Annotated in this window: 13 protein-coding genes; 4 read left to right on the top strand and 9 right to left on the bottom strand. The window is 58.1% G+C overall.

What is annotated here, in order from left to right; genetic code table 11:
• Nucleotides 1-11: 11 nt before the first annotated feature.
• From VGU25_00620 to VGU25_00630, 3 genes are all read right to left on the bottom strand, one after another.
• Nucleotides 12-1,250 carry a caspase family protein gene (locus VGU25_00620; protein ID HEV2575684.1) on the bottom strand — a complete coding sequence of 413 codons (1,239 nt, stop codon included), beginning with the start codon at nt 1,248-1,250 and terminating at the stop codon, nt 12-14.
• A gap of 35 nt (nt 1,251-1,285) precedes the next feature.
• Nucleotides 1,286-2,620 (bottom strand): hypothetical protein, encoded by a 1,335-nt coding sequence (locus tag VGU25_00625; protein HEV2575685.1) that lies wholly within the window; start codon nt 2,618-2,620, stop codon nt 1,286-1,288.
• Between the two features lie 105 nt (nt 2,621-2,725).
• Nucleotides 2,726-3,934: a hypothetical protein gene (locus VGU25_00630; protein HEV2575686.1), complete on the bottom strand. Its 1,209-nt coding sequence runs from the start codon at nt 3,932-3,934 to the stop codon at nt 2,726-2,728.
• A 434-nt stretch (nt 3,935-4,368) separates the two neighbouring features.
• Here VGU25_00630 and VGU25_00635 point away from each other — a divergent pair, with 434 nt between their 5' ends.
• The 3 genes from VGU25_00635 to VGU25_00645 are packed head-to-tail and all read left to right on the top strand — an operon-like array spanning nt 4,369 to nt 10,079.
• Entirely contained in the window at nt 4,369-5,559 is a 1,191-nt protein-coding gene (locus VGU25_00635) for a GGDEF domain-containing protein (protein ID HEV2575687.1), read from the top strand.
• Between the two features lie 56 nt (nt 5,560-5,615).
• Entirely contained in the window at nt 5,616-6,953 is a 1,338-nt protein-coding gene (locus VGU25_00640) for an erythromycin esterase family protein (protein ID HEV2575688.1), read from the top strand.
• 39 nt (nt 6,954-6,992) lie between these two features.
• Nucleotides 6,993-10,079 carry an FAD-linked oxidase C-terminal domain-containing protein gene (locus tag VGU25_00645; protein ID HEV2575689.1) on the top strand — a complete coding sequence of 1,029 codons (3,087 nt, stop codon included), beginning with the start codon at nt 6,993-6,995 and terminating at the stop codon, nt 10,077-10,079.
• A 43-nt stretch (nt 10,080-10,122) separates the two neighbouring features.
• Here VGU25_00645 and VGU25_00650 read toward each other — a convergent pair whose 3' ends face one another.
• From VGU25_00650 to VGU25_00675, 6 genes are all read right to left on the bottom strand, one after another.
• Complete coding sequence (locus tag VGU25_00650; protein HEV2575690.1) at nt 10,123-12,291, bottom strand: VWA domain-containing protein; 2,169 nt, start codon at nt 12,289-12,291, stop codon at nt 10,123-10,125.
• Nucleotides 12,291-15,380, bottom strand: coding sequence for a carboxypeptidase regulatory-like domain-containing protein (locus VGU25_00655; protein HEV2575691.1), 3,090 nt, complete (start codon nt 15,378-15,380; stop codon nt 12,291-12,293). The genes VGU25_00650 and VGU25_00655 overlap by 1 nt, the downstream gene beginning before the upstream one ends.
• A 101-nt stretch (nt 15,381-15,481) precedes the next feature.
• Entirely contained in the window at nt 15,482-15,673 is a 192-nt protein-coding gene (locus tag VGU25_00660) for a hypothetical protein (protein HEV2575692.1), read from the bottom strand.
• A gap of 52 nt (nt 15,674-15,725) precedes the next feature.
• Nucleotides 15,726-16,859: a TIGR03435 family protein gene (locus VGU25_00665; GenBank protein HEV2575693.1), complete on the bottom strand. Its 1,134-nt coding sequence runs from the start codon at nt 16,857-16,859 to the stop codon at nt 15,726-15,728.
• A gap of 198 nt (nt 16,860-17,057) precedes the next feature.
• Nucleotides 17,058-17,975 (bottom strand): TIGR03435 family protein, encoded by a 918-nt coding sequence (locus VGU25_00670; protein HEV2575694.1) that lies wholly within the window; start codon nt 17,973-17,975, stop codon nt 17,058-17,060.
• A gap of 247 nt (nt 17,976-18,222) precedes the next feature.
• Nucleotides 18,223-19,041, bottom strand: a complete 819-nt coding sequence (locus VGU25_00675; GenBank protein HEV2575695.1) for a TIGR03435 family protein — start codon at nt 19,039-19,041, stop codon at nt 18,223-18,225.
• On the opposite strand from VGU25_00675, the gene VGU25_00680 reads away from it, so the two are divergent.
• Nucleotides 19,040-19,891: a TIGR03435 family protein gene (locus VGU25_00680; protein ID HEV2575696.1), complete on the top strand. Its 852-nt coding sequence runs from the start codon at nt 19,040-19,042 to the stop codon at nt 19,889-19,891. The two genes, VGU25_00675 and VGU25_00680, sit on opposite strands and share 2 nt — an antisense overlap.
• Nucleotides 19,892-19,924: the final 33 nt, after the last annotated feature.

Below are 19,924 nucleotides of genomic sequence, written 5' to 3' on the forward strand. Positions count from 1 at the left end.
CGTCGCGTGGCCTACTCGGCTGACGCGGGCGCGTGGGTGCGTTCGAGGTTGGCGTGTGCGGGCTGGATTCCGAGTGAGAAGTCTGTGGTATCTTCGCTGCGGCTCAGCACGGGGTTCTGCTCCGCATGCGCTTCCGTCTGCGCCCGCATATGCACGTGCTGCTGCACGTATGCGAATGCCTGTGACAACGGTATGGCTCCGTTTTGTTGTTCGAGCGCCTGCACCAGGTAGTAAGTGAAATAGCCATGCTTGATGGCATCGCTCTCCAGCGACTCCTCATTGACGCCGCTTGCGGTGAAGATCATGCGGCCGCTGCCCTGCTTGATGTGATCGAGCGTTGCAGATGAGATTGATCCGGAGGCGAGACCCGGCAGCATCAATTTCTTATCTGTCGCGTTCCCGCTATAGCAGGTGTCGAGAAAGATCGCCGTACGCTCAGCGCGTACGCGGGTCGCAACGGCATTTGCGACGTCAACCATCGGTAATGCAGTGGCATAGAGACTGTCCACGTCAGGATTGTTTATGTCTGTTCCGATATCGGTGTCGTTGGTGATGATGTAGCTCACGCCAGCGGTGTCTACCTCGCGCGGGGATCCGTGTGCTGCGATGTAGACCACCACAAGGTCATCGGGCCCTGCGCTGCGGGCCAGCCAATTCAGTTGCTCCTTGATGTGGCGGGTTGTCGCCTCTTCGTTCACAAGAACGTGAACGTTCTCCTGCTTGAATTGGCCGTACTGCGGACTCAACAGGACATCAGCAAAACTCTTCGCGTCGTTCGCCGTGTAACTGAGCGGAGGGATCACCTTGTCCTGAAACGACGCGATGCCAACGACGAGCGCCCATTTCTGCGGTGGTGCGCCGGAGGGTTTCGCAGGCTGACCGGGTGCAGGAGTTTCCAGCCCGCGAGCGCGCGGCGTGGCGAGTACGAACGGAGTCAGACGCTGTGAGAGCGCGTCGGACGGGAAGAGCTGCGCCTGGCGCATGGCATAGCTGGCAATCTGCGCATGCCCGAGTTTGGCTTCAACGAGTGACCGGTAGTACCACGCCTCACCAAGGTCGCTGCAGAGCTCGATCGCACGCTTCAGTAGCTGATCCGCGTCCTCCAGTTGATCCGCTCCGCTATCGGCCTGTACGCGCTCCAATGCCTGCACAACGAGGTCCTTGCCTGCACCGCAGCGCGCCTGCGCGTGCATCGATGCACACGGCACGCTCGCGCTCAGGAAAGCCAGGACCCAGGTGACTCTACGCACGACCCGATGCTCCAAGTGAAGTTAGAAATCCTGCATCAGCGCGAGGCGCGATGGGCTCCGGACGGTCCACCACGTTCTCGCGCCTTCATTGCTGAAAGAAGACGGCCATTGACGCCGTGCTGCGAAAGATAAACCTGGCCTTGCACGGAGAGATCGAAGTGCACATCCGGGGCATGCTGGATGTTGTCGATGATATTGGCTTCATCAATGTGTGCAGCGACCATCTCGATTACCTGATCGTTGGTCATGGAGTCACCGGATGGATCCGCGGCCCCATGAGTTGTCGAAGTGTCGCTGACGGTGCGTCCAGGCGTACTGCGCGCTGATGCAGTTTCCATGGCCGGCATCTTCGACTGCTCACTCAAAGATTTGTAATGGGCGAGCGCTGTATCAATGCGGTTCTGTGGCTCGAGGAAATTCTTCTCGGTCGGCTTGGCGTCGATAGCCTTACCGTAGTTGATCGCTGCCTGCTGTAAGAAAGTTCTCGCCTTGTTCACGTCTTCGCTGGAGTAGGCGAGCGCCTCGTTTGCGACGCCGATGTCATAGAGCCGATAGGCGTCCTCCTCAGGAGAGGAGAATGGCGGCATTGTCTCCAGCCCTTCCAGCGCCCGCGAATAGAGCTTGTTCTCCATCAGCTTTACAGGTTCATCCAGGCCGGCGCCGCGCGCGAGATTCACGGTAACCTGCTCGTTCGTGTTGACGAGATTAGAAGCGATCTGGATGGCCGCATCCTTAATCAGCTGATCGCGTAGTTCGAGTGGTGTTGGCGGCTGATCCTCGTTGTTGCTCTTCGATGTATGGCTCGTAACGGAGTGAAGAAGGCTGCTAGTAAATCCCGTGTTCGTGCTGCCATTCGCAGCAACGCTGAACTCGCGATCGTAGTTGGCCTTCACATTGTCAGCCGCGAGCGAATGACCGCTGCGCGAGGCCGCTTTGAAACCGACTGTGAGTGTCCCCGTCATGCGCTCCTCATATTGCGGCTGCGCGGGCTTCTTCTTATCCAGCGAAACCGTCGATTGCTGCGTGCGCGTGGGAGCCGGTTGCGCATAACTCGTGATCGTGCAGGTGATGATCGTGTCAGGATGTACGTCCTCGCTGCGCAGCCGAGGATCGTTTCGCAGGAGAATGTCTTCCAGGGTCGTGCCTAACGTCGTTGAGATATCGCCCGGGACACCCACACCGTTTACCACAACCTTGATTCCTGTTCCCTCAATATGCCCGGTGGGCGGAAGCTTTCGTTCGAGCACAATCTTCTTACGTGTAAGGGATAGCGCCGAGCCGAAATTCTGACCCGAGACTGCCAGAGGCAGCAATAAAGCTGTGGCTCCCGTCAGCGTGATCACTTTCCGAATTGCACGAGTGTTGCTCATAACCCCTCTCCATGGGCCCATCGACGCACGAGCCTCTTTTATCTGCTTCTGCTCTGCCACTTCTGACGGTCTCACAATCGCAGCCCGCTCATCACGGGTGGATCATCAACTCTTCTTCGTTGCTCCGGAACTCTTGCTGGCGCTACTCCCGCTGCTTCCGGAACCCTTCGAGGATTTGCCACCGCCGCCCCCGCTGCCGCCCTTGGAGCCACCGCCGGATGGCGTGTCACTCGCCTCCGAGACTGGAGACAGCTTCAGGTTCGCCGTCACGTAGGTGACATCCGGCGTGAATTTGCCGGCAAGGTCGTAGATCGACGAGTTCGCACTCGATCCCTTCGGAACAAGAAACCCCTGCCGCAGTTCGACCTTCTGGAAGTAGGGCTCGAGCTGCGAGGCATACGCGTGCGGCAGAAGCACATAGTCACCCGGCACAAGATTCAGGCCGGCGGTGGTGTTTGCCGATGCACGGGCGCCGCGAGTTGTATATGCCTGCTGCGGAAATCCGTTCAGCAGAAAGGTCGTCCGCTGTTCGAGCGCTCCGTACAAGGTGCAGAATGAACTCAGCGCCGTTGTGCTGATCGCAGGCAGTCCAAGAATCGGTGCGAACCGGCCAATTTCGCTGTTTATATTCTTCAGGAGCACTACGAACGCCGATTCACGATGCGCCATCGATACGTTCACCGCGAGTTGACCTGAGCCGCCGGGAAGAATGATCTTCTGCATCTTGTCCCAGGCGCTTCCAGGGTCGAAGCTGAGATTCTGCAGCGGCGGTAGACTGCCGGCCTTGTCGGGATAGAGCGCGGCGAGGCATGTCCATGCCATCGGGTCCAGTAGATTCAGCAGAGATTTGCGCTGCAAGACATCGATACGCAACTGTGCGGACTGCAACTTCTCGAACTTCTGCTGGTCCTCGCCCGCCATGCGGAAACCGCCAACGTTCACGCTCGCGGTCATGTCCGTATCTTCGGGATACTCCGCCAGCTCGCTGGGATCGACGGCCGAGGCATAGCGAAGCCCCTGGTCCGGATCGTAGTGAAGCCAGTCAATCTGACGGTTTACGTCAGCCGCGCCCGTCGCCTCTTTATGCGAACCAAATAAACCGCGGCTGTGTACACCGGTTGAAGGCTCTTCAGCCTGCGCGACGAAGCTCGACCAGAAGCTCTTCGAATCGTGTTCACCCGTAGGGGGGACATCGTCGTTTTCGTTCAGCGCACTGACTAGACTCTCGGCAATACCAGGGCGAGCGCTCAGCAAACCGCCCAGTGATCCGGTGAAGAGAAGGTCTCTAAAGAATTCCCGTCTACTCGAAGCCATGACGCGACCTCAACTTGGAACCATAGACACGCAAGATTGTCAAGTGTTCTGCATAATACCTTAGAACCATTACCTATGATCGAAAATTCACGCTGGTTGCAGAGCAGACCTCCCATTGGTGCCCTGTTGGTGCCCAACGCGACCCCTTCGTGAAACCACGAGGTAGCGCCTAAAGTAACCAAGGAAAGCGATAGCTCTTACGGGTTTGAATCGAGTCTAAGAGGGTGTCTAAGTTATTGAATATAAGGTAGTCAATCGATTTCGGACAGATACCCCCAGAGCACGTAAGCCGCGCAACCGGGAGGAACGGCCTACCACTTCTGTGTGGTGGCGTTTTTCGCTCGAATTGCCGATAACCAACCTAGATCAAACTCGGCATTCAGAAGATCGGTTCAGGGGTCACAATTCTGATACTTCCCTTCTGAATTCCGGATTTGCACAAACCCATGGCGATTCGAGTCATTCTTCTTCTCGGTGCAATCTTCCTGGCCTGCGGCAGCGTGGGACTCGTTATCGTACGCCTGAGCAATCCCCTGCTACGGGGTGTGGGGTGGCTGGGCGGCTGCTTCGCCTCAGGCGCAGCCGGCGCACTCCTTCTGGCGCTCCATGGCAGTTTGCCTCGCGTTACTACGGTGGCGCTGGCAGATGTTCTGATTCTTGGTTCCTTCGTGCTGCTGCATACCGCAGTGCTGGAACTATCGGAAAGTTCTTCCTTGTTTCCGACGTTTGGCGTCGCGCTTCTTGTATTGCAGGCGGCGGCAGACCTCACGTTAATGTATTCACCGGTCGGCTTTGGGCCGTCCGGCTCACGAATAGTCCTGGCGGGACTCCTGATTGCAGTGGTCTGCGGCCACACAGCTTTCACCCTGATCGGGGTCGCACGGCGAGCGATCCGCACCTCCGCATTATTTAGCGCTGCCCTGCTGTTGGCCTTCGCTTTCTATAATGTGGTGCGCGTGCTGGCCGTCGGACTCGGTCTGCTTTCGCGACCGGAGATGTTTTACAAAGAAGAGACGTTTACGTTCGGGCTCTTTGTCGCGGTGGCGCTGGGTATCGCGTTCGGCTTCTTCTGGATGACCACTGCGATGCTCACCACGGGGCTCGAGCAGATGGCCAGCACCGATCCGCTTACCCGCATCTACAATCGGCGCGTCTTCCTGATGTGGGCGGAGAAAGAGCTGACACGGGGACAGCGAACGGGAACACCGTTTTCGGTCCTCATGGTCGATCTCGACCATTTCAAGCAGATCAACGACTGCTTCGGGCATCAGGCGGGCGACCAGGCGCTGTGCGCGGTTGTGGAAAAGATGCAGGATTCTGTTCGTGGCATCGATGTGCTGGGCCGGTGGGGCGGCGAGGAATTCGCCGTGCTGCTTCCCGGTGCCGCGGCCGATGCCGCCCTGCTTGTCGCTCAGCGTGTCCGTCGCAATATTGAGCGGATTCTGCTGCCCGGCAGCGGCATTCGCAATGGCGAGCGCGTTCAGATGATCAGCGTTACGGCCAGCGTCGGCATCGCGACGTACCGCGGCGTCGATGATAACGTGCACACCATGATGGAGCGCGCCGATATGGCGCTTTATCAAGCCAAGGCTGCGGGACGCAACTGCGTGCTTGCTACCGCCTAACTTGTAAGTCGACAACACTTCAGCCGCTCATCGTCATCCCATAACCAGGGGGAGCGATGGGATCGGCGTTTAACACCAGCCAGGCGCTCTCGCAGATCGCCCGCAGCGCGCAGCCCCTTTCCTTCATCAACCCGACTCAATATGATCCGTTGCTTGCAGCGATCGGCGATGCCCGGGTTGTTCTGATTGGCGAAGCCTCACATGGCACGCACGACTTTTACCGTGAGCGCGCGCGAATCACGCGTCGGCTCATCGAGGAGAAGGGCTTCAACGCTGTTGCTGTCGAGGGCGATTGGCCTGACGCGTACCGGGTCAACCGCTTCGTCACGGCGCAAGTGGGAAATGAGCAGCAAACAGATCAAGCCTTCGAGGCACTCAGCGGATTTCGCCGCTTCCCCGCGTGGATGTGGCGCAACATGGACGTGCTTGCGTTTTTGGAGTGGCTCCGAGGCCACAATCAACGTCTCGCAGCGTCTGTAGGCTTCTTCGGTCTCGATCTTTACAGCCTCTATGGCTCCATTCAGGAGGTCCTCCGCTTTCTCGATCGTAACGACCCCGAAGCTGCTGCGCGCGCTCGCTTTCGCTATAGCTGCTTTGACCAGTTCGGCGAGGATTCCCAGGCTTATGGCTATTCCGCGGGATATGAGCTTACTGAGAGCTGCGAGCAAGGGGTGGTCGAACAACTGCTTGAAATGCGGCGCAAAAGTTCGTCCATAGCCGGGAGCGGTGAACTCGCGAATCAGTTTTTCTCTGCCCGCGAGAATGCCGAGGTCGTTCGAGACGCAGAGCGCTATTACCGGACGATGTTTGGTGGGCGCGTGAGCTCCTGGAATCTGCGCGACCGTCACATGGCAGAAACGCTGGATCGGCTGCTGGCTCATCTCGGCCCTCATTCGAAGGTGGTCGTGTGGGCCCACAACTCCCACCTTGGCGACGCGAGAGCGACGGAGATGGGGCGAATCGGCGAGCTCAACCTGGGTCAACTTGTGCGCGAGCGGTACCCCAATGCATCCTTCCTGCTTGGGTTCACCACATACTCCGGCGAAGTCACGGCAGCGTCGACCTGGGATGAGCCCGCGCAACGGATGATCATTCGGCGGGCGCTGCCTAACAGTATCGAATCGCTGTTCCACCAAACGGGGCTCGGCGACTTCCTCCTGCCTTTGCGGGGGGAGGCTATACGCAACGTGCTCTCAAAACCATTACTGGAGCGCGCAATCGGTGTGATCTACCGGCCGGAGACAGAGCGGGTAAGCCACTACTTCGAGGCTCGGGTGCCGGAACAATTTGATGCGGTCATCCATATAGACCGGACGCTTGCTCTCATCCCGCTCGAGACAACGGTTCCATGGCACGAGGGTGAGGTACCGGAAACCTTTCCCTCCGCAGTTTAGGTTCCACCGCCAAATCCAGACCGAAGAATGGAGGTGCCGATGCCGGCTGTTTCCGTTGAAGTCTCTTCATCTCTCTCCGAGGATATGGCCCGGCAACTTGGCAGACGAACCGAAGCCGAGGTTCGTTTCGATCCTGGTTCGCGCGCCATCTACGCGTCCGATCTCTCGCACTACCGGCAGGTGCCGATCGGCGCAGTCATTCCGAGAACCATTGACGACGTGATCGCGACTGTGGCCGTATGCCGTGAATATGGCGTTCCAATTCTAGGTCGCGGAGCAGGAACGAGCCTCGCTGGTCAAACATGCAATGTTGCGGTAGTCATCGATTTCTCCAAGTACCTCAATCGTCTGATCGAGCTCAATCCGAGGCAGCGTTACGCGTGGGTGGAGCCCGGACTGATCAACGATCACCTGCGTAATGCAGCCGAGAAACACGGCCTCACGTTTGCGCCTGACCCTGCGACGCATCAGTACTGCACGATCGGCGGCATGATCGGGAATAACTCTTGCGGCGCGCATTCGGTATTGGGTGGAAAGACATCCGAGAACATCGAGGAGCTCGACCTTCTCACATACGATGGACTGCGTTTCACGGTAGGCGCCACGAGCGATCGTGACTTCAAGAAGACCCTGCAGGCAGGCGGTCGTACCGCGGAGATCTATCAGAGGCTTCGCACATTGCGCGACACGTATGCGGATGAGGTTCGGAGAAAATTTCCGAAAATCCCGCGCCGCGTTTCGGGCTATAACCTTGATTATCTTCTGCCAGAGAATGGCTTTCATATCGCACGCGCTCTCGTAGGAACTGAAGGCACGTGTGTCCTCGTTCTTCGCGCGAAGACCAAACTGATCCATAGCCCACAACACCGCGTTCTGCTCGTTATCGCTTACCCGGATGTCGCTACCGCAGGCGGCCATGCTTCCAAGATCGCCGAGCTGGCTCCGATTGCAATCGAAGGCTTCGAGCGCCACGTGATTGAAAATGAGGAATTCAAAGGCAAGCCACTGCCCGGCTTGCAACACTTCCCCAATGGAGGCGCATGGCTGCTGGTGGAGTTTGGCGCCGATAGTGAGAGCAAGGTTCTTGCCTTGGGTGAGAAGGCAAGAAAGTGGGTCGAGTCTCACGATCGCGATCACCTCGGCCTCAACCTGCTCACCAAAAAGAAAGATCAGTATGATGCGATGGACGTCCGCGAGCGGGGGCTCGGCGCGACACGTGTGCCTGGCAAAGGGCTTGAAACGTGGCCTGGGTGGGAAGACGCGGCTGTGCCGCCGGCAAAGCTAGGCAACTATCTTCGTGATTTCGTCGACCTGTGCAAACACTATGGGTACTACTCCGTGATTTATGGCCACTTCGGCCAAGGCTGCATTCATGCCCGCATGGACTTCGACCTGAAGTCGACGGAGGGTGTCGCTAAGTATCGCCGGTTCGTGACCGAAGCCGCACATCTCGTTACGGACTACGGCGGCTCGCTCTCGGGCGAACATGGTGATGGCCAATCGCGCGCGGAACTCCTGCCGATCATGTTCGGCGACCGCCTTGTGAATGCCTTCCGTGAGTTCAAGACCATCTGGGATCCGTCAGGAAAAATGAACCCAGGCAAGCTGGTCGATCCCTATCCCCTGGATTCGAACCTGCGGACTGGCCCCGACTACAAGCCGAATCCCGTGCTTACCATCTTTCAGTTCCCGGACGATCACGGCAGCATGGCCGCGGCTACGGAGCGCTGCTTCGGCGTGGGCAAATGCCGCAAGATCGACGCCGGAACGATGTGCCCGAGTTTTCAGGTAACACGCGAAGAGCAGCATTCGACGCGCGGGCGGGCGCGCATGCTGTTCGAGATGCTCCGTGGCGAGGTGATCGACGACGGTTGGCGCGATCCGCATATTAAAGATGCGCTCGATCTTTGTCTCGCATGCAAAGGCTGTAAAGGGGAGTGTCCAGTCAGCGTCGATGTGGCGACATACAAGGCCGAGTTCCTCGCACATTATTATGAGGGCCGTACGCGTCCACCTTCTGCCTACACGATGGGCTTCATCGACAAATGGGCACAGCTCGCGTCGGTTTCGCCGGCGCTTGCAAATCTGGCCACACAGACACCTGGGCTCGCGTCCGTCGTGCGAACGCTGGGTGGAATAACGCCGCATCGCAAGCTTCCCGCGTTTCCTCCTCGCACGTTCAAAAATTGGTTCTTCGATCGAGATTCAAACGACAGCAGCCCGATGAACATCCGCGGCGACGTCATCCTCTGGGCAGATACGTTCAATAACTTTCTCTTTCCCCACACCGCGAGCGCCGGCGTCGAGGTGCTTGAAGACGCTGGATTTCGAGTGCACGTGCACAAACAAAATCTCTGTTGTGGCCGCCCTCTTTACGACTTCGGGATGCTCGACGATGCGAAGATCTACCTGCGCACGGTACTTGATGCTCTCTCTCGAGAGATCGCCTCCGGTGTACCCATCGTCTGCCTTGAGCCTAGCTGTGCGTCCGTCTTTCACGACGAGCTGACTAATCTTTTCCCGCATGACGAGGCCGCGCAGAAACTGCGCAAGCAGGTCGTTCTATTCTCCGACTTTCTCGAGAGCGTGGGTTACCGGCCTGCACAACGCAACCAGCAACTGGTTGGTCGTAAAGCAATCGTTCACGGTCACTGTCACCACAAGGCTCTCTGGAGCATGGCTCCTGAAGAACGATTGCTTCGGGAAGCCGGACTTCAGCCGCAAGTGGTGGATTCCGGGTGCTGCGGTCTCGCGGGTTCCTTTGGCTATGAGACCGAGCACTATGACATCTCTATGAAAATCGGCGAGCGCGTGCTGTTGCCTGACGTGCGCTCCGCGGACCGGGATACCGTCATCGTCGCCGACGGGTTCAGTTGCCGTCAGCAGATCTCGCACGGAACTTCACGTCGCGCCATGCACCTTGCCGAGGTCCTGCAGATGGCCATGCGGCCGTCCGCTCCGCGCCCAAGGCGCGGCTACATCGAAGACGGTCACACCGAGCCTAAGCACGGCATTCCTGCCCTGCCTATCTTTGCAGCCGCTGGATTGGTGTCCGCCGCAGGGCTGTTCCTGCTCACACGAACTCGCCGCTCAAACACGACGCATGCACTCCGCGAGGGCCGTTGATCTCGGAAGAGGCGGAAGTAAGGAAGTCGCGTCGCAGCGATTTTCATGGAATAACTCGCAGAGGACCTTGCCAGAATGCAACGCGGTGCTGTTCGGCATCCAGCAGCGTAACCTGGCACCTATAGTTCCCTGCTTTCAGCGTCCCGAGTGGCAGCGTGAACATAAACGGGGTCACTCCCAAACGAGTATTCGATAGTGGAGTAGCAGCAAGCAGCTTGGATGAGAAGGCAAGCTGTCCCTCCGAATACAGACTCACGTAGCCAACGAGCGGCTCGGTCTGCGCTGGCACTGAAGCAGTTTTTTCTGCTTGCGCTGCATATGCCTGCAGGAATACATAGAGGTCTTTATCCGCTTTGAATACTCGCGTGACGCTGGGAACAAGCTTTTGGCCGTCCTGCACGAGTGGATTCGCCGCATCATTCTTGGCCGCCTGCTTCCCTCGGACTGTGTTGTACAACGCATCGTCCATGTTTAAGCGCTGGCTGCTCAACACAACTGAGCTGATAGGGATCTGCGCGGTCACTTTATTAAGGTTCGGGATGTAGAACGATGTCTGGAACGTTCCTATACGCCCGGTTTCATCGTCACGCGCGAGGAATTTAATCGTGTAATGTCCTGGCAGAAGCGTTACGCCAGCGTCATACTCAATTGGCTGGTGCGCCAGCTGGGCGGCCGTCTGGTCACTCAGCTTGATGTTGACACTGTCGCGGATGTTGCTCACCGTCGTACCGCCGAAATCGTCTTTGATCTCGCAGACGAAGTCGATCAGCGTGTGCTCGGATCCCATCTTCTTCGCGAGCGCGAGTTCGCGTCCGGGAATCTTTACTACGAGGGGCACGTAATACTCTGCTCGATTCAGCTGAAAATAGTTGATCTCCATCGAAACAGTGAGGTCGGTGACGGGATCACCTAACATCAGGGCGTCCTCAAGCTGCCTCTCCTTGTCTGTTTCGTTGAAGTGCGCAAATTCCTTATTCGCGTAATACCCCTGCCGGTAATCCAGCGAAGCAGGCGTACCGCTATTGAGCATTAGCTTTATCTTCCTAAAGTGCCCGTTCTGCGCAGTATTCGTTGTGTAATAGCCGATTACGTAATAGTCAGTAACTGCGCGTTGAGCCTGCGTGATTCCACGCGTCAGGTCGTTGTTATCCAGGAGCGCCTTTCCTCCGGTATCTGACGCAAGCGAATATAGCGTGTCCTGCGATTGCGCAAAATTGTTGTTCACTGCCTGCACCGACGCACCTGTATACATCGCCTGGCCGCCCGGGGAACCCTGTGTCGCGTCGCCGAGCGGCGCACTCGCCACAAGACCACGCGCGTCCACGGCCCAGAAGGTCACGCCTGCACGGATCGCTGCATCGACGGTCGCGTGCAGTTGTGCCTGATTGTCGATGCCATGCAAACGCAACCCACTGGCAAAGTAGATCAACGACTTCTTCTCATTCATGCCTGCGAGCATCTGCGCCGCAGTCTGCAAAGCTGAGAGCTGCCGGTCATTGTTGAAGACATTAAATTCGCTGTCGTCCTGACCAAACGCCGCACCCGTGTCTGCGCTGCTGGCGTCATCGATCGAGTCTTGGGAACCCTGTCCTTCCCCGACCAGCATTGTCTGGAGGATGCTCAACAGCCGATTGCGATCGGCAGAAAAGTCCTGGAGCACATCCACAGAACCACCCTGATACCGCATGATAGAAATCAGATCGGCCGCTGTCATTTGCTTGCGGATGAAAGTCTCTGCGGCGGTGATTGCCCGCAGTTGGTCCTCCGGCGGCATCGTCGTCATGTCGAAGTACAGAACAATCAGTCTGCGACCCTGATACCGGCTCTTGCCCGTATCTCGCTGCGTGTCCTCCGGAGCGATAGAGGTCCGCGTCAGCCGATGGTAGATGGTGATGTTTTCGTCCTCATCCTGCATCGGAGGCAGTGCTTCTGAGTCGGTCGGTAAAACCTCGTGCTCGCAGAACCGGATCTTCTGCGGCACACCGTCCTCCGTGATCGAGAAGTCTTTTGCCGACAAGCCATTGATGAAATGATCCTGCTTGTCTTTCGCAACTACGGTCTCGACAACGAGCTGAGATGTAACGCTCAGCTTGTACGTCCCGTTGTTGTCGCTCTGCGCCGAATTGCTCCCAATCTGCTGCGCGAATAGCGCCGGCGCGGCGAGCATCAGACCGCTCCACATAACAAACCGCAAAGGTCGACGGCAGTTCATCAGAACCGGAACCTCCCGTTAAGCTGGACAGTCCTCATGGCGTTGACAGAGGCCGGCAAACCAAAGGTCGTACTGTTCGTGATCGTGTTCCAGGCCGTGAATGTTGCGCGGTTCAACACGTTGTCCGACTCGAGCCGCAGATCGAGGCTATAGTTCCCACGGATTCGCAGAGTGCGTGCGAGCGCGGCATTCATCGTGAACGTCGCGGGACCGCGAATGGAATTCCGCCCCGCGTTTCCCCACTGTCCGCTCACTGGCGCAGCGTATGCCGCGCTATTAAGGAAGTATCCATCAGCGGCGGTATACAACGGTGCGCTCGTGCGATCAGGGCGAATGGTGTTGCTAAAACCGGTGCCGGGAACTGTTTCGAAATACACCGGCGTCTCCGGAAGACCGGAGCCTGCATTTATCTGTGCCAATACGGTCCATTCTTTGAACGCTCGGCCCCGCCAGCCGCTCATCAATGTGCCGCCGCCTTTTCCCATACCCGTCGTGTACTGCAGAATAACGTCCAGAAGGTGGCGTTGATCGAAGCTTGAAAGACTTCGCTCTGCGCGGGGATCCAACCAGTTTTGCGCCACGATCGGTGTGCTTGTGGGACCTGTCGAAGCGCTGCTTGTCGAGATCGCCGTCGCCGAGTTCGCCACCGTGTGGCCCTGCCCACCCACCTGTGCGTCATCATCTACAGATTTCGAGAAGGTATAGTCGAGCGTTGCCGTCAATCCCGCCCTCAGCCTTCGCCGCAGTTGCAGCTCTGCAGCGTTTCGCTCCAGATTGCCTCCCGAAGTCCGGTAGATGAAGCCCACCGGACATTGCGGACATGGATTGGTGGCTCCGATCGGATACGTATTCGGCAAGAACTCCTGCGTTCCGTGCGTGCCTTTTGTGCCCAGGTACGTGGCCGTCATCACAAGGGCGCCCGGTAGATCGCGCTGCGCAGACAGTTGCCAGATCTGTGAGTAACCGACCCTCAGGTTCGGATCCACCGCGAAGTTCTCAGGGGTCGTTCCCGGGCAATTCAGAAATCCGTCCGCCAGGGTGAGCGGACACGTCGCACTTCGCTTCACATTAAGACTGTTCGACAGTGGTGCCTGCTGTGACATGCTCTCCGCCGCCGCAACATAGATCGACGTATCGTCATAAATGCCATAACCTGCGCGGACTACGAGCGTCGAAGCAGGAATCGGCCGCCATGACAGCGCCACGCGCGGCTCCAATCCGTGCAGATCTCCGTGAATCAGCGAACTGGGATACTTTTCACCGGTCAGCGGGCCCTTCGGTGCACTGGCCAAAACCGGCGCAGCCGCCGTGAAGCCGGGCGCTATATCCAGATTCACCAGTCGGCCCTTTAACTCCGTAATTGGCGCACCATACTCCCATCGCAGGCCTGCATCGATTGTGAGCTCCGGCCGCACCCGCCAGTCGTCATTCACATAAAGGTCAGACACTGTCTGCCTTAAATACTTGTCTGCGTTCCCGTACGCCAGCGCACTAGTGTCCGGAAAACCCAGTAGAAAATCGGCCAGGTCCGACCCACTCGTCGTCGACGCTGTTCCGTCGGCAGATGTCGCCGCGCCGGTGAATGTGAAGCTCCCGCGCGGGTTCTGCTGCTGCAGCAGGTTATATTCCTGCCTCCGCAGATCGCCGCCCGCAAGAATGTTGTGCCGCCCGCGCGTCGTTGAGATCCGCAGCAGACCCTGATCCGTGCGATTTCGGTTGAACTCGCTGTTTCCATCCGTCAGGACGGCAATCCCGCTGGAGAACGTGAGAGACGGCGGTCCCCATTCACTCGGGTCCTGATCGTTCCCCGTAATTCCCGCATTGCCTGATATGTCGGTCACGTACGCGAAATACGGCAGCAGCTGAGTGCGAAGTCGCGTGAAGTGATAGCCCAGAGTCGTGAAGATCTGCCGCTCAAAACGATGCTGCCAATTGATGTTGGTGTCCAGGCCAAGCGTGTCTGTTCTGTCAACGAAGCCAAACAGGTTTTGACTATTCGAGCGAACACTCTGAAAGCCGAAGCCGCCATACAGCGAATCCCGATGACTGACCGTCTTATCCAAGCGCGACTGCAGAGCATCCTGATGCGTGTCGCTCAATAAAGACGTCTCGTAGTTGTACCGGGTGCTTCCCTCGAGATTGGGCAGCGGATACAGCGCCGGACCCCCGTTGAGATTCCCGAGCAGCGCCTTTGCCTGCGGCGAAATGGGCACCGTTGCGTTGGCCAGGTTGTTGCCGGGAATCGGCTGGCCGGTTCCCGGATCGTAGATCGTGAGCGGTTGACCTTGCGCATTTGTTAGACCACTCAAATCGCCGTTGCGCTCTGCTGCAGTTGGCACCAGGCCCGTGCCGGTGCTCGCGCTGCCATTGCGTGTCCATTGATAAGCAATGAAAAAATTAGGGCCGTGATAGAAAAGCGGCGGAATGCGTATCGGCCCGCCGAAGGTTGCCACCATCGTAATGCGGTTGTAGCTATCCTTTGGCAGCACAAGTCCGGTGAGCGAATACGGCTTCGCGTCAAAGATCGAGTTCTCAGCAAACGCCCCAAGACTCCCGTTGTATAACGCCTTCGTTCCCGGGCGATGATTGCCGATCGCCGGGGACAACGAGTACTGCGATGTGGCCGCATTGCTCTCACTGCCATTGATCAACATCCCGGCCGCCGCGCGTTCCTCATCATCATTCGGCTGAGCCGCCTGCGGCGTGGGCTCTTCCGGCTTCTCGTTCTTTGCGCTCTGCTTCTGCTGTTCCTTGTCGTGGACCTTCAATGGACTGGATGTGGCCGGCTGCGTTTGCGCCATCGACAGCAAGTCCTTCAGGCCCAGCATCTGGAGCGTCCACTCGCCCTGGTCATTCGTGGGCCCAATTGTCACCGAGCCGCGCATGGGCGCGAACCCACGCAGCTCAATGCTGATCTTCCAACTCCCCTCGGCAATCTTCGGAAATTCGTACACACCCTGCGAGTCCGTAACGGTGGACAACTCGTCGGCTCCCTGCGTCAGGGTCACCGTCGCTCCGGGAACCGGCACGCCGCCATAACGCACCCGTCCGTGATATTCCGCAGCCCACAACGTTTGCGCTGCAAGCACAAGACAGACGCAAGCAATATGCACCCCAATGCGCCGATGCCTTGAAAACAAGCCCACGCCTCCGTTCATTCGATCTAATACGCTTTGGTGCAGAGCACAGTTCAATTCTCGATGGGCGGTTCGATGTTGTCGACAACCAGCACATTCACGGGGCCTTTGCCGGACTTCACTGTGGAAACGTCATAGTCGGGTGCCGCGGAATTGGCGTGGCTCGCTGCTGATTCCGATTGCGCCGCAGCCACCCACTTACAACTCGTCGCTAAGACCACGAAGGCAAATAGACTTCGCATCATCCATCCGGCGCCGCCCATTCTCCTCACCTCGGCTCAACTCTGTTCAGGTCCACTAATTTGCTGACGGATGATCGACATGATCAATCACCAGCACCCGCACCGGCCCCTTGCCTGCTGAGAGCTTCAATCCGATCTGCTCACTGATTGCGGTGTACAGGGGCGGTGGTGCATCGGCTGCATCACTCGGCGGCGGGACCTTAATCCCCATGCCGCCAAACTGCGACTCATCCGGCGTCCATTTCAGCAGAAAGTTGTAGCGCCCCTGCAATTCAGTCTCGTCGACTACGGGACGATCCAGTACCGCGGATTGCATCAGCTCACAAAAGTCCTGCATCGTCGCATTCCGCACTGTGAGCACGCCCAGGCCGCGGAAGAACAGCCCCGGCAGCGCACCCGCATCTGGGGGAGCTTTCTCCATCTTCTCGCCACCCTCCGCGATAGAGAGCATATATGCCGACATATCCTTCTTGTCCTCGTGGAGCTTCAACTGAAAGCGATCAGCAAGTGACTGCCTCACCATGTTGCGGAGTTGATCCGGATTCGGCGTTCCAGGAACGTCCGGTTTACCGTTGAGATCGTATTTCTGGCTCGACGCCCAGTCCGGCAGATTCGTAACCTGCTTATCCTGCACGCCATAAGCAAATTTGATCAGATCCATCAGAGTCGTATTGATGGTTACAAAGCCTCCTCCACGGACCCCGAAGAGCTTGCCTTGCTCGTCCGGAGGGCTTGGCTTTATGGTCAGAACTTCAAAGACCGGCTTTGCATCCGCGGGCATCGGCGGAATTGGCTTAGGGGCTTCCGGGATCGTCCATGCCGTCTCCGGAGTAGAGCGCTCCAGGACCAACTGCATGGGCTGGCTTCCTTGGGTAAACGTGCCTGTGATCGACTTGCCGTCAGCCGACAGCTTCCCCTCATACGTCATGTCCAGCATCTGAATCGCGACCTTCAGCGTCCCGTCCGCAAAGCTGATTGAGGACGCATTCATTCCCTGCCCACCTTGGTCAATGGAGTACATCGTCCCGGCCAACGCGCCGTCCGCGCCATGGGACACCTTCAGCACAATACGAAGATCCCTTTGCTGCAGGTGCAGCGTTCCCTGCCAGCTGTCATCGATATTCTTCGCAGTCGGCGCCTGGGCCTTGCCTGTCCAACTCGCGATCAATGCAACTGTGACAAAAACCATGAACGTCAGGCATGCTCTCGCAATCTTGCGAGGCAAAGTCTGAGAAGCAACATAGGACAATGTCATATCAATCCGATCGCTAAGACACTGAGTTGTACAAACGGAAGACTTTACTTTAGACGGTATACGTCAAAGCAGGTCACCCAGGATGCACATTTTCAGCTTGGAGCGGCGGGACCGCGAACACCGAGGTGGTAACTAGTTTGGCGAAGGTGGTTCGATATGGTCGATTACCAGGTACTCAACCTGGTCCTTCTGCGCCTCCAGCTTCAACCCAAGCTGCTCCCGCAGCGATGAAAAGACCGAAGGTCCTGCGTCCGCTGAGCCATCCGCAGCAGGTGGGCCTGGCTGTCCCATGTCCAGGTGCATGTCGTAGATGCCGGTCAGCCCCGTCTTGTCCACGACCGGTCGGCCGGCGGGCCCGGACAACAGCAACGCCAGGGTGCCCATGGCTGCACCATAGATATCGATGTGCCCATTTTTCCCGCTGCGGACAAAGAATCCGCTTCCGCCCGGAACTCCCACCGCGTCTGAATGCTTCGCCCGAATAGAGACCGTCTCACCCCTTTCAGCAGCCTTCAACCTTGGGCCATTCTTCGCCACGACCAGCGCATAGACCGGCCTCTCCCTCATCGCGCGATGAACCACCAACTTGCACCGCTCAGCCAGTAGCGACTGCATCATCGCGTGAAGCATCTCGCCTCGCTTCACCGGGTCCCGCCAAGCCTCAGCATCTGGGTCCGCGACCCGAGCGTCGATGTCGTACCGTTCCTGTGATAGCTCTTTCGGCATCCCCACAATGCGTTGTTGCACTAGGTAATCGAGCGGATTGCCCGTGGTTGGAACATAAGCCGCACCCACCGCCATGAGCAGGGGGCAGTTCGTCATGTGAAATCCGTCTTCCGTAGGCTCAATCTGGCTCGGACTGCAGGTGCCGATGTTGTCCACATTCCTGTGAATGGAAGACACGTCGAACGCGAACGGCTTACTAGCCGTTTGCGCACAAACGTCCAACGATACAAAGGCCACCGTAACGAACAGTCCAAACCACTTCAGCGTCTTCGCGCCGGATGTCGGGTCGGCGCATTCCTTCAGCGTTGCCCGTAGCCTATTCACACTTCCTCCCTCACGTTGTCCCAATCGTCCATTTTGTTCTTGATCAGATTTCATGACGATTTCTTGTGCGACTTTGACCGCACATGAGACGAGAAGTTTCAGCCTTGAATCTTTTGACTGCGGCGACTGGCGGGTCAGATGCGGAGCGTCATTCGCGGACCGCTTCAGCCCGGCAAGTCATGCATCGTGATGGGGCGCTTTTGTTTCGCGATGGTGCGGCAGCTCAAAGACTTGGCAAAAATCCCGGTTAGTTAGCGGTCGGCTTTTCGACCTGGTCGATCACCAGGTGGTCGACAGCGCCGCGCGTCGCGGTAAGATGCAGGCCGAGCTGGGTACGCAGCGCGTCGAAGAGCGTCGGAAGGTCGCGTTCTTCGGGCGGAAGTGAATCGGCCGGTGCGTCGGGCGGAAGGATCGGACGGTAGCTGAGGATGAAATCGTAGTTGCCGGTGAGGCCGGTCTCATCCACAACGGGACGACCGTCGTTCTGGAGAATCTGTGACAGCAACCAGGTTAAATAGATCATTGGTACACGGACCCCGGTCGTGCGTGCCGGTCCACCATTGACGGGAATCTTGTCATCGTCCGGGGATATGTTCGGCTTAAGCTTGAGGCCGGAGGGGTCGATAGTGAGGGCATAGATATTCCCTTCGCGGACTTCGTGGTGAAAACGCAGACCAAAGCGATCGACCAGAAGATTCTGGTACATAGTGTGGAGGTCGTCAATCGAGTGCGGAGCATCTGCGCGAGCCTCGACGTCGAAGCGATCCGTATCCAACCAACTCGGTCCACCTTCGATCTGTCGGCCAGGGACCTTGTACATCAGCGCGATCATCAGGCGGACCGGAATGTTCTCCGCCGTATAGCCGTAATTGCCGGGAATCGGCTTGATGCGGCCGAAGGTCGCAGTCGGGTTCGAGGGATGGATTGCGATAACGTCGAAGGTGAGCCGCGGCGGCGCGGGCGTTTGCGCTAGCACGCAAGCCGCAACTAGGAGCGCAGAGAGCTTCACGCCGACATTGTAGCTATATGGCTGCCGTATTATCCCCACAAGGAGTCCTACGCCCATGCTCCGCATCGTTCAGAGATATTTCGGTGTGCTCACGGTTCTTCTCGTCTTCGTGCCTTGCCTTCGCGCGCGCTCTCAGACCCCCATCGTCGAAGAACCCAATTACAAGCCCACGCTCACCTTCGACGTCGCCGTCATTCGCCTTGCACCACCGCCGGACGCCAATTTCCACGTATCGGTCTCGAGCCCGCCGCACTCCAGCCGTTTCGAAGCTACGAACCTTCCGATGAAGGCTCTCCTCCAGATTGCTTACGGCTTCGATGCCCCGGTTGTGGGTGCTCCAGACTGGGTAGCGAACACCTTCTACAACATCAACGCCCGCTCCGACGAGGCCGCTGATGCGAGGCTCGCCAAACTCACCGATAACGAGGTTCGACTGGAGAAGCGAAACGCAATTCGCGTGCTGCTCGCCGAGCGCCTGGGGCTGAAGACACACCTTGAAACTCGCAACAGCTCCATCTACAACCTCGTCGTGGCTAAGGGCGGAGTCAAGATGGAGGCAGTGCCCCGGCCGCCTGAAGGCGAGGTCCCGGGCGCGCCGCCACCGGCCAACGTCCAGGCCCATGGTTCTCGGCATGGCCTCGAGTTCGTCGGATCGAATGCGCCAATGCGCGCCGTTACCGGCGCGCTGAGTTCGATGGTGGAAGCCCCCGTGGTCGACAAGACCGGTCTCACCGGTACGTACAATTACACGCTTCAGTTCGGGCGCGAGTGGTCCGCCAACGATCCCGAAGGCTGGCCCTCGATCTTCACAGCGGTACAAGAGCAGCTTGGCCTCAAGCTCGAAGCGGTGCATGAGGACGTGCCCAATCTTGTGGTCGACCACATCACCAAACCTACCGAAAACTAGTACTCGACGACCGCGACTTCAGGTCGGGTCTCC

Source organism: Acidobacteriaceae bacterium, from assembly GCA_035944135.1.
Taxonomy (GTDB): domain Bacteria; phylum Acidobacteriota; class Terriglobia; order Terriglobales; family Acidobacteriaceae; genus Granulicella.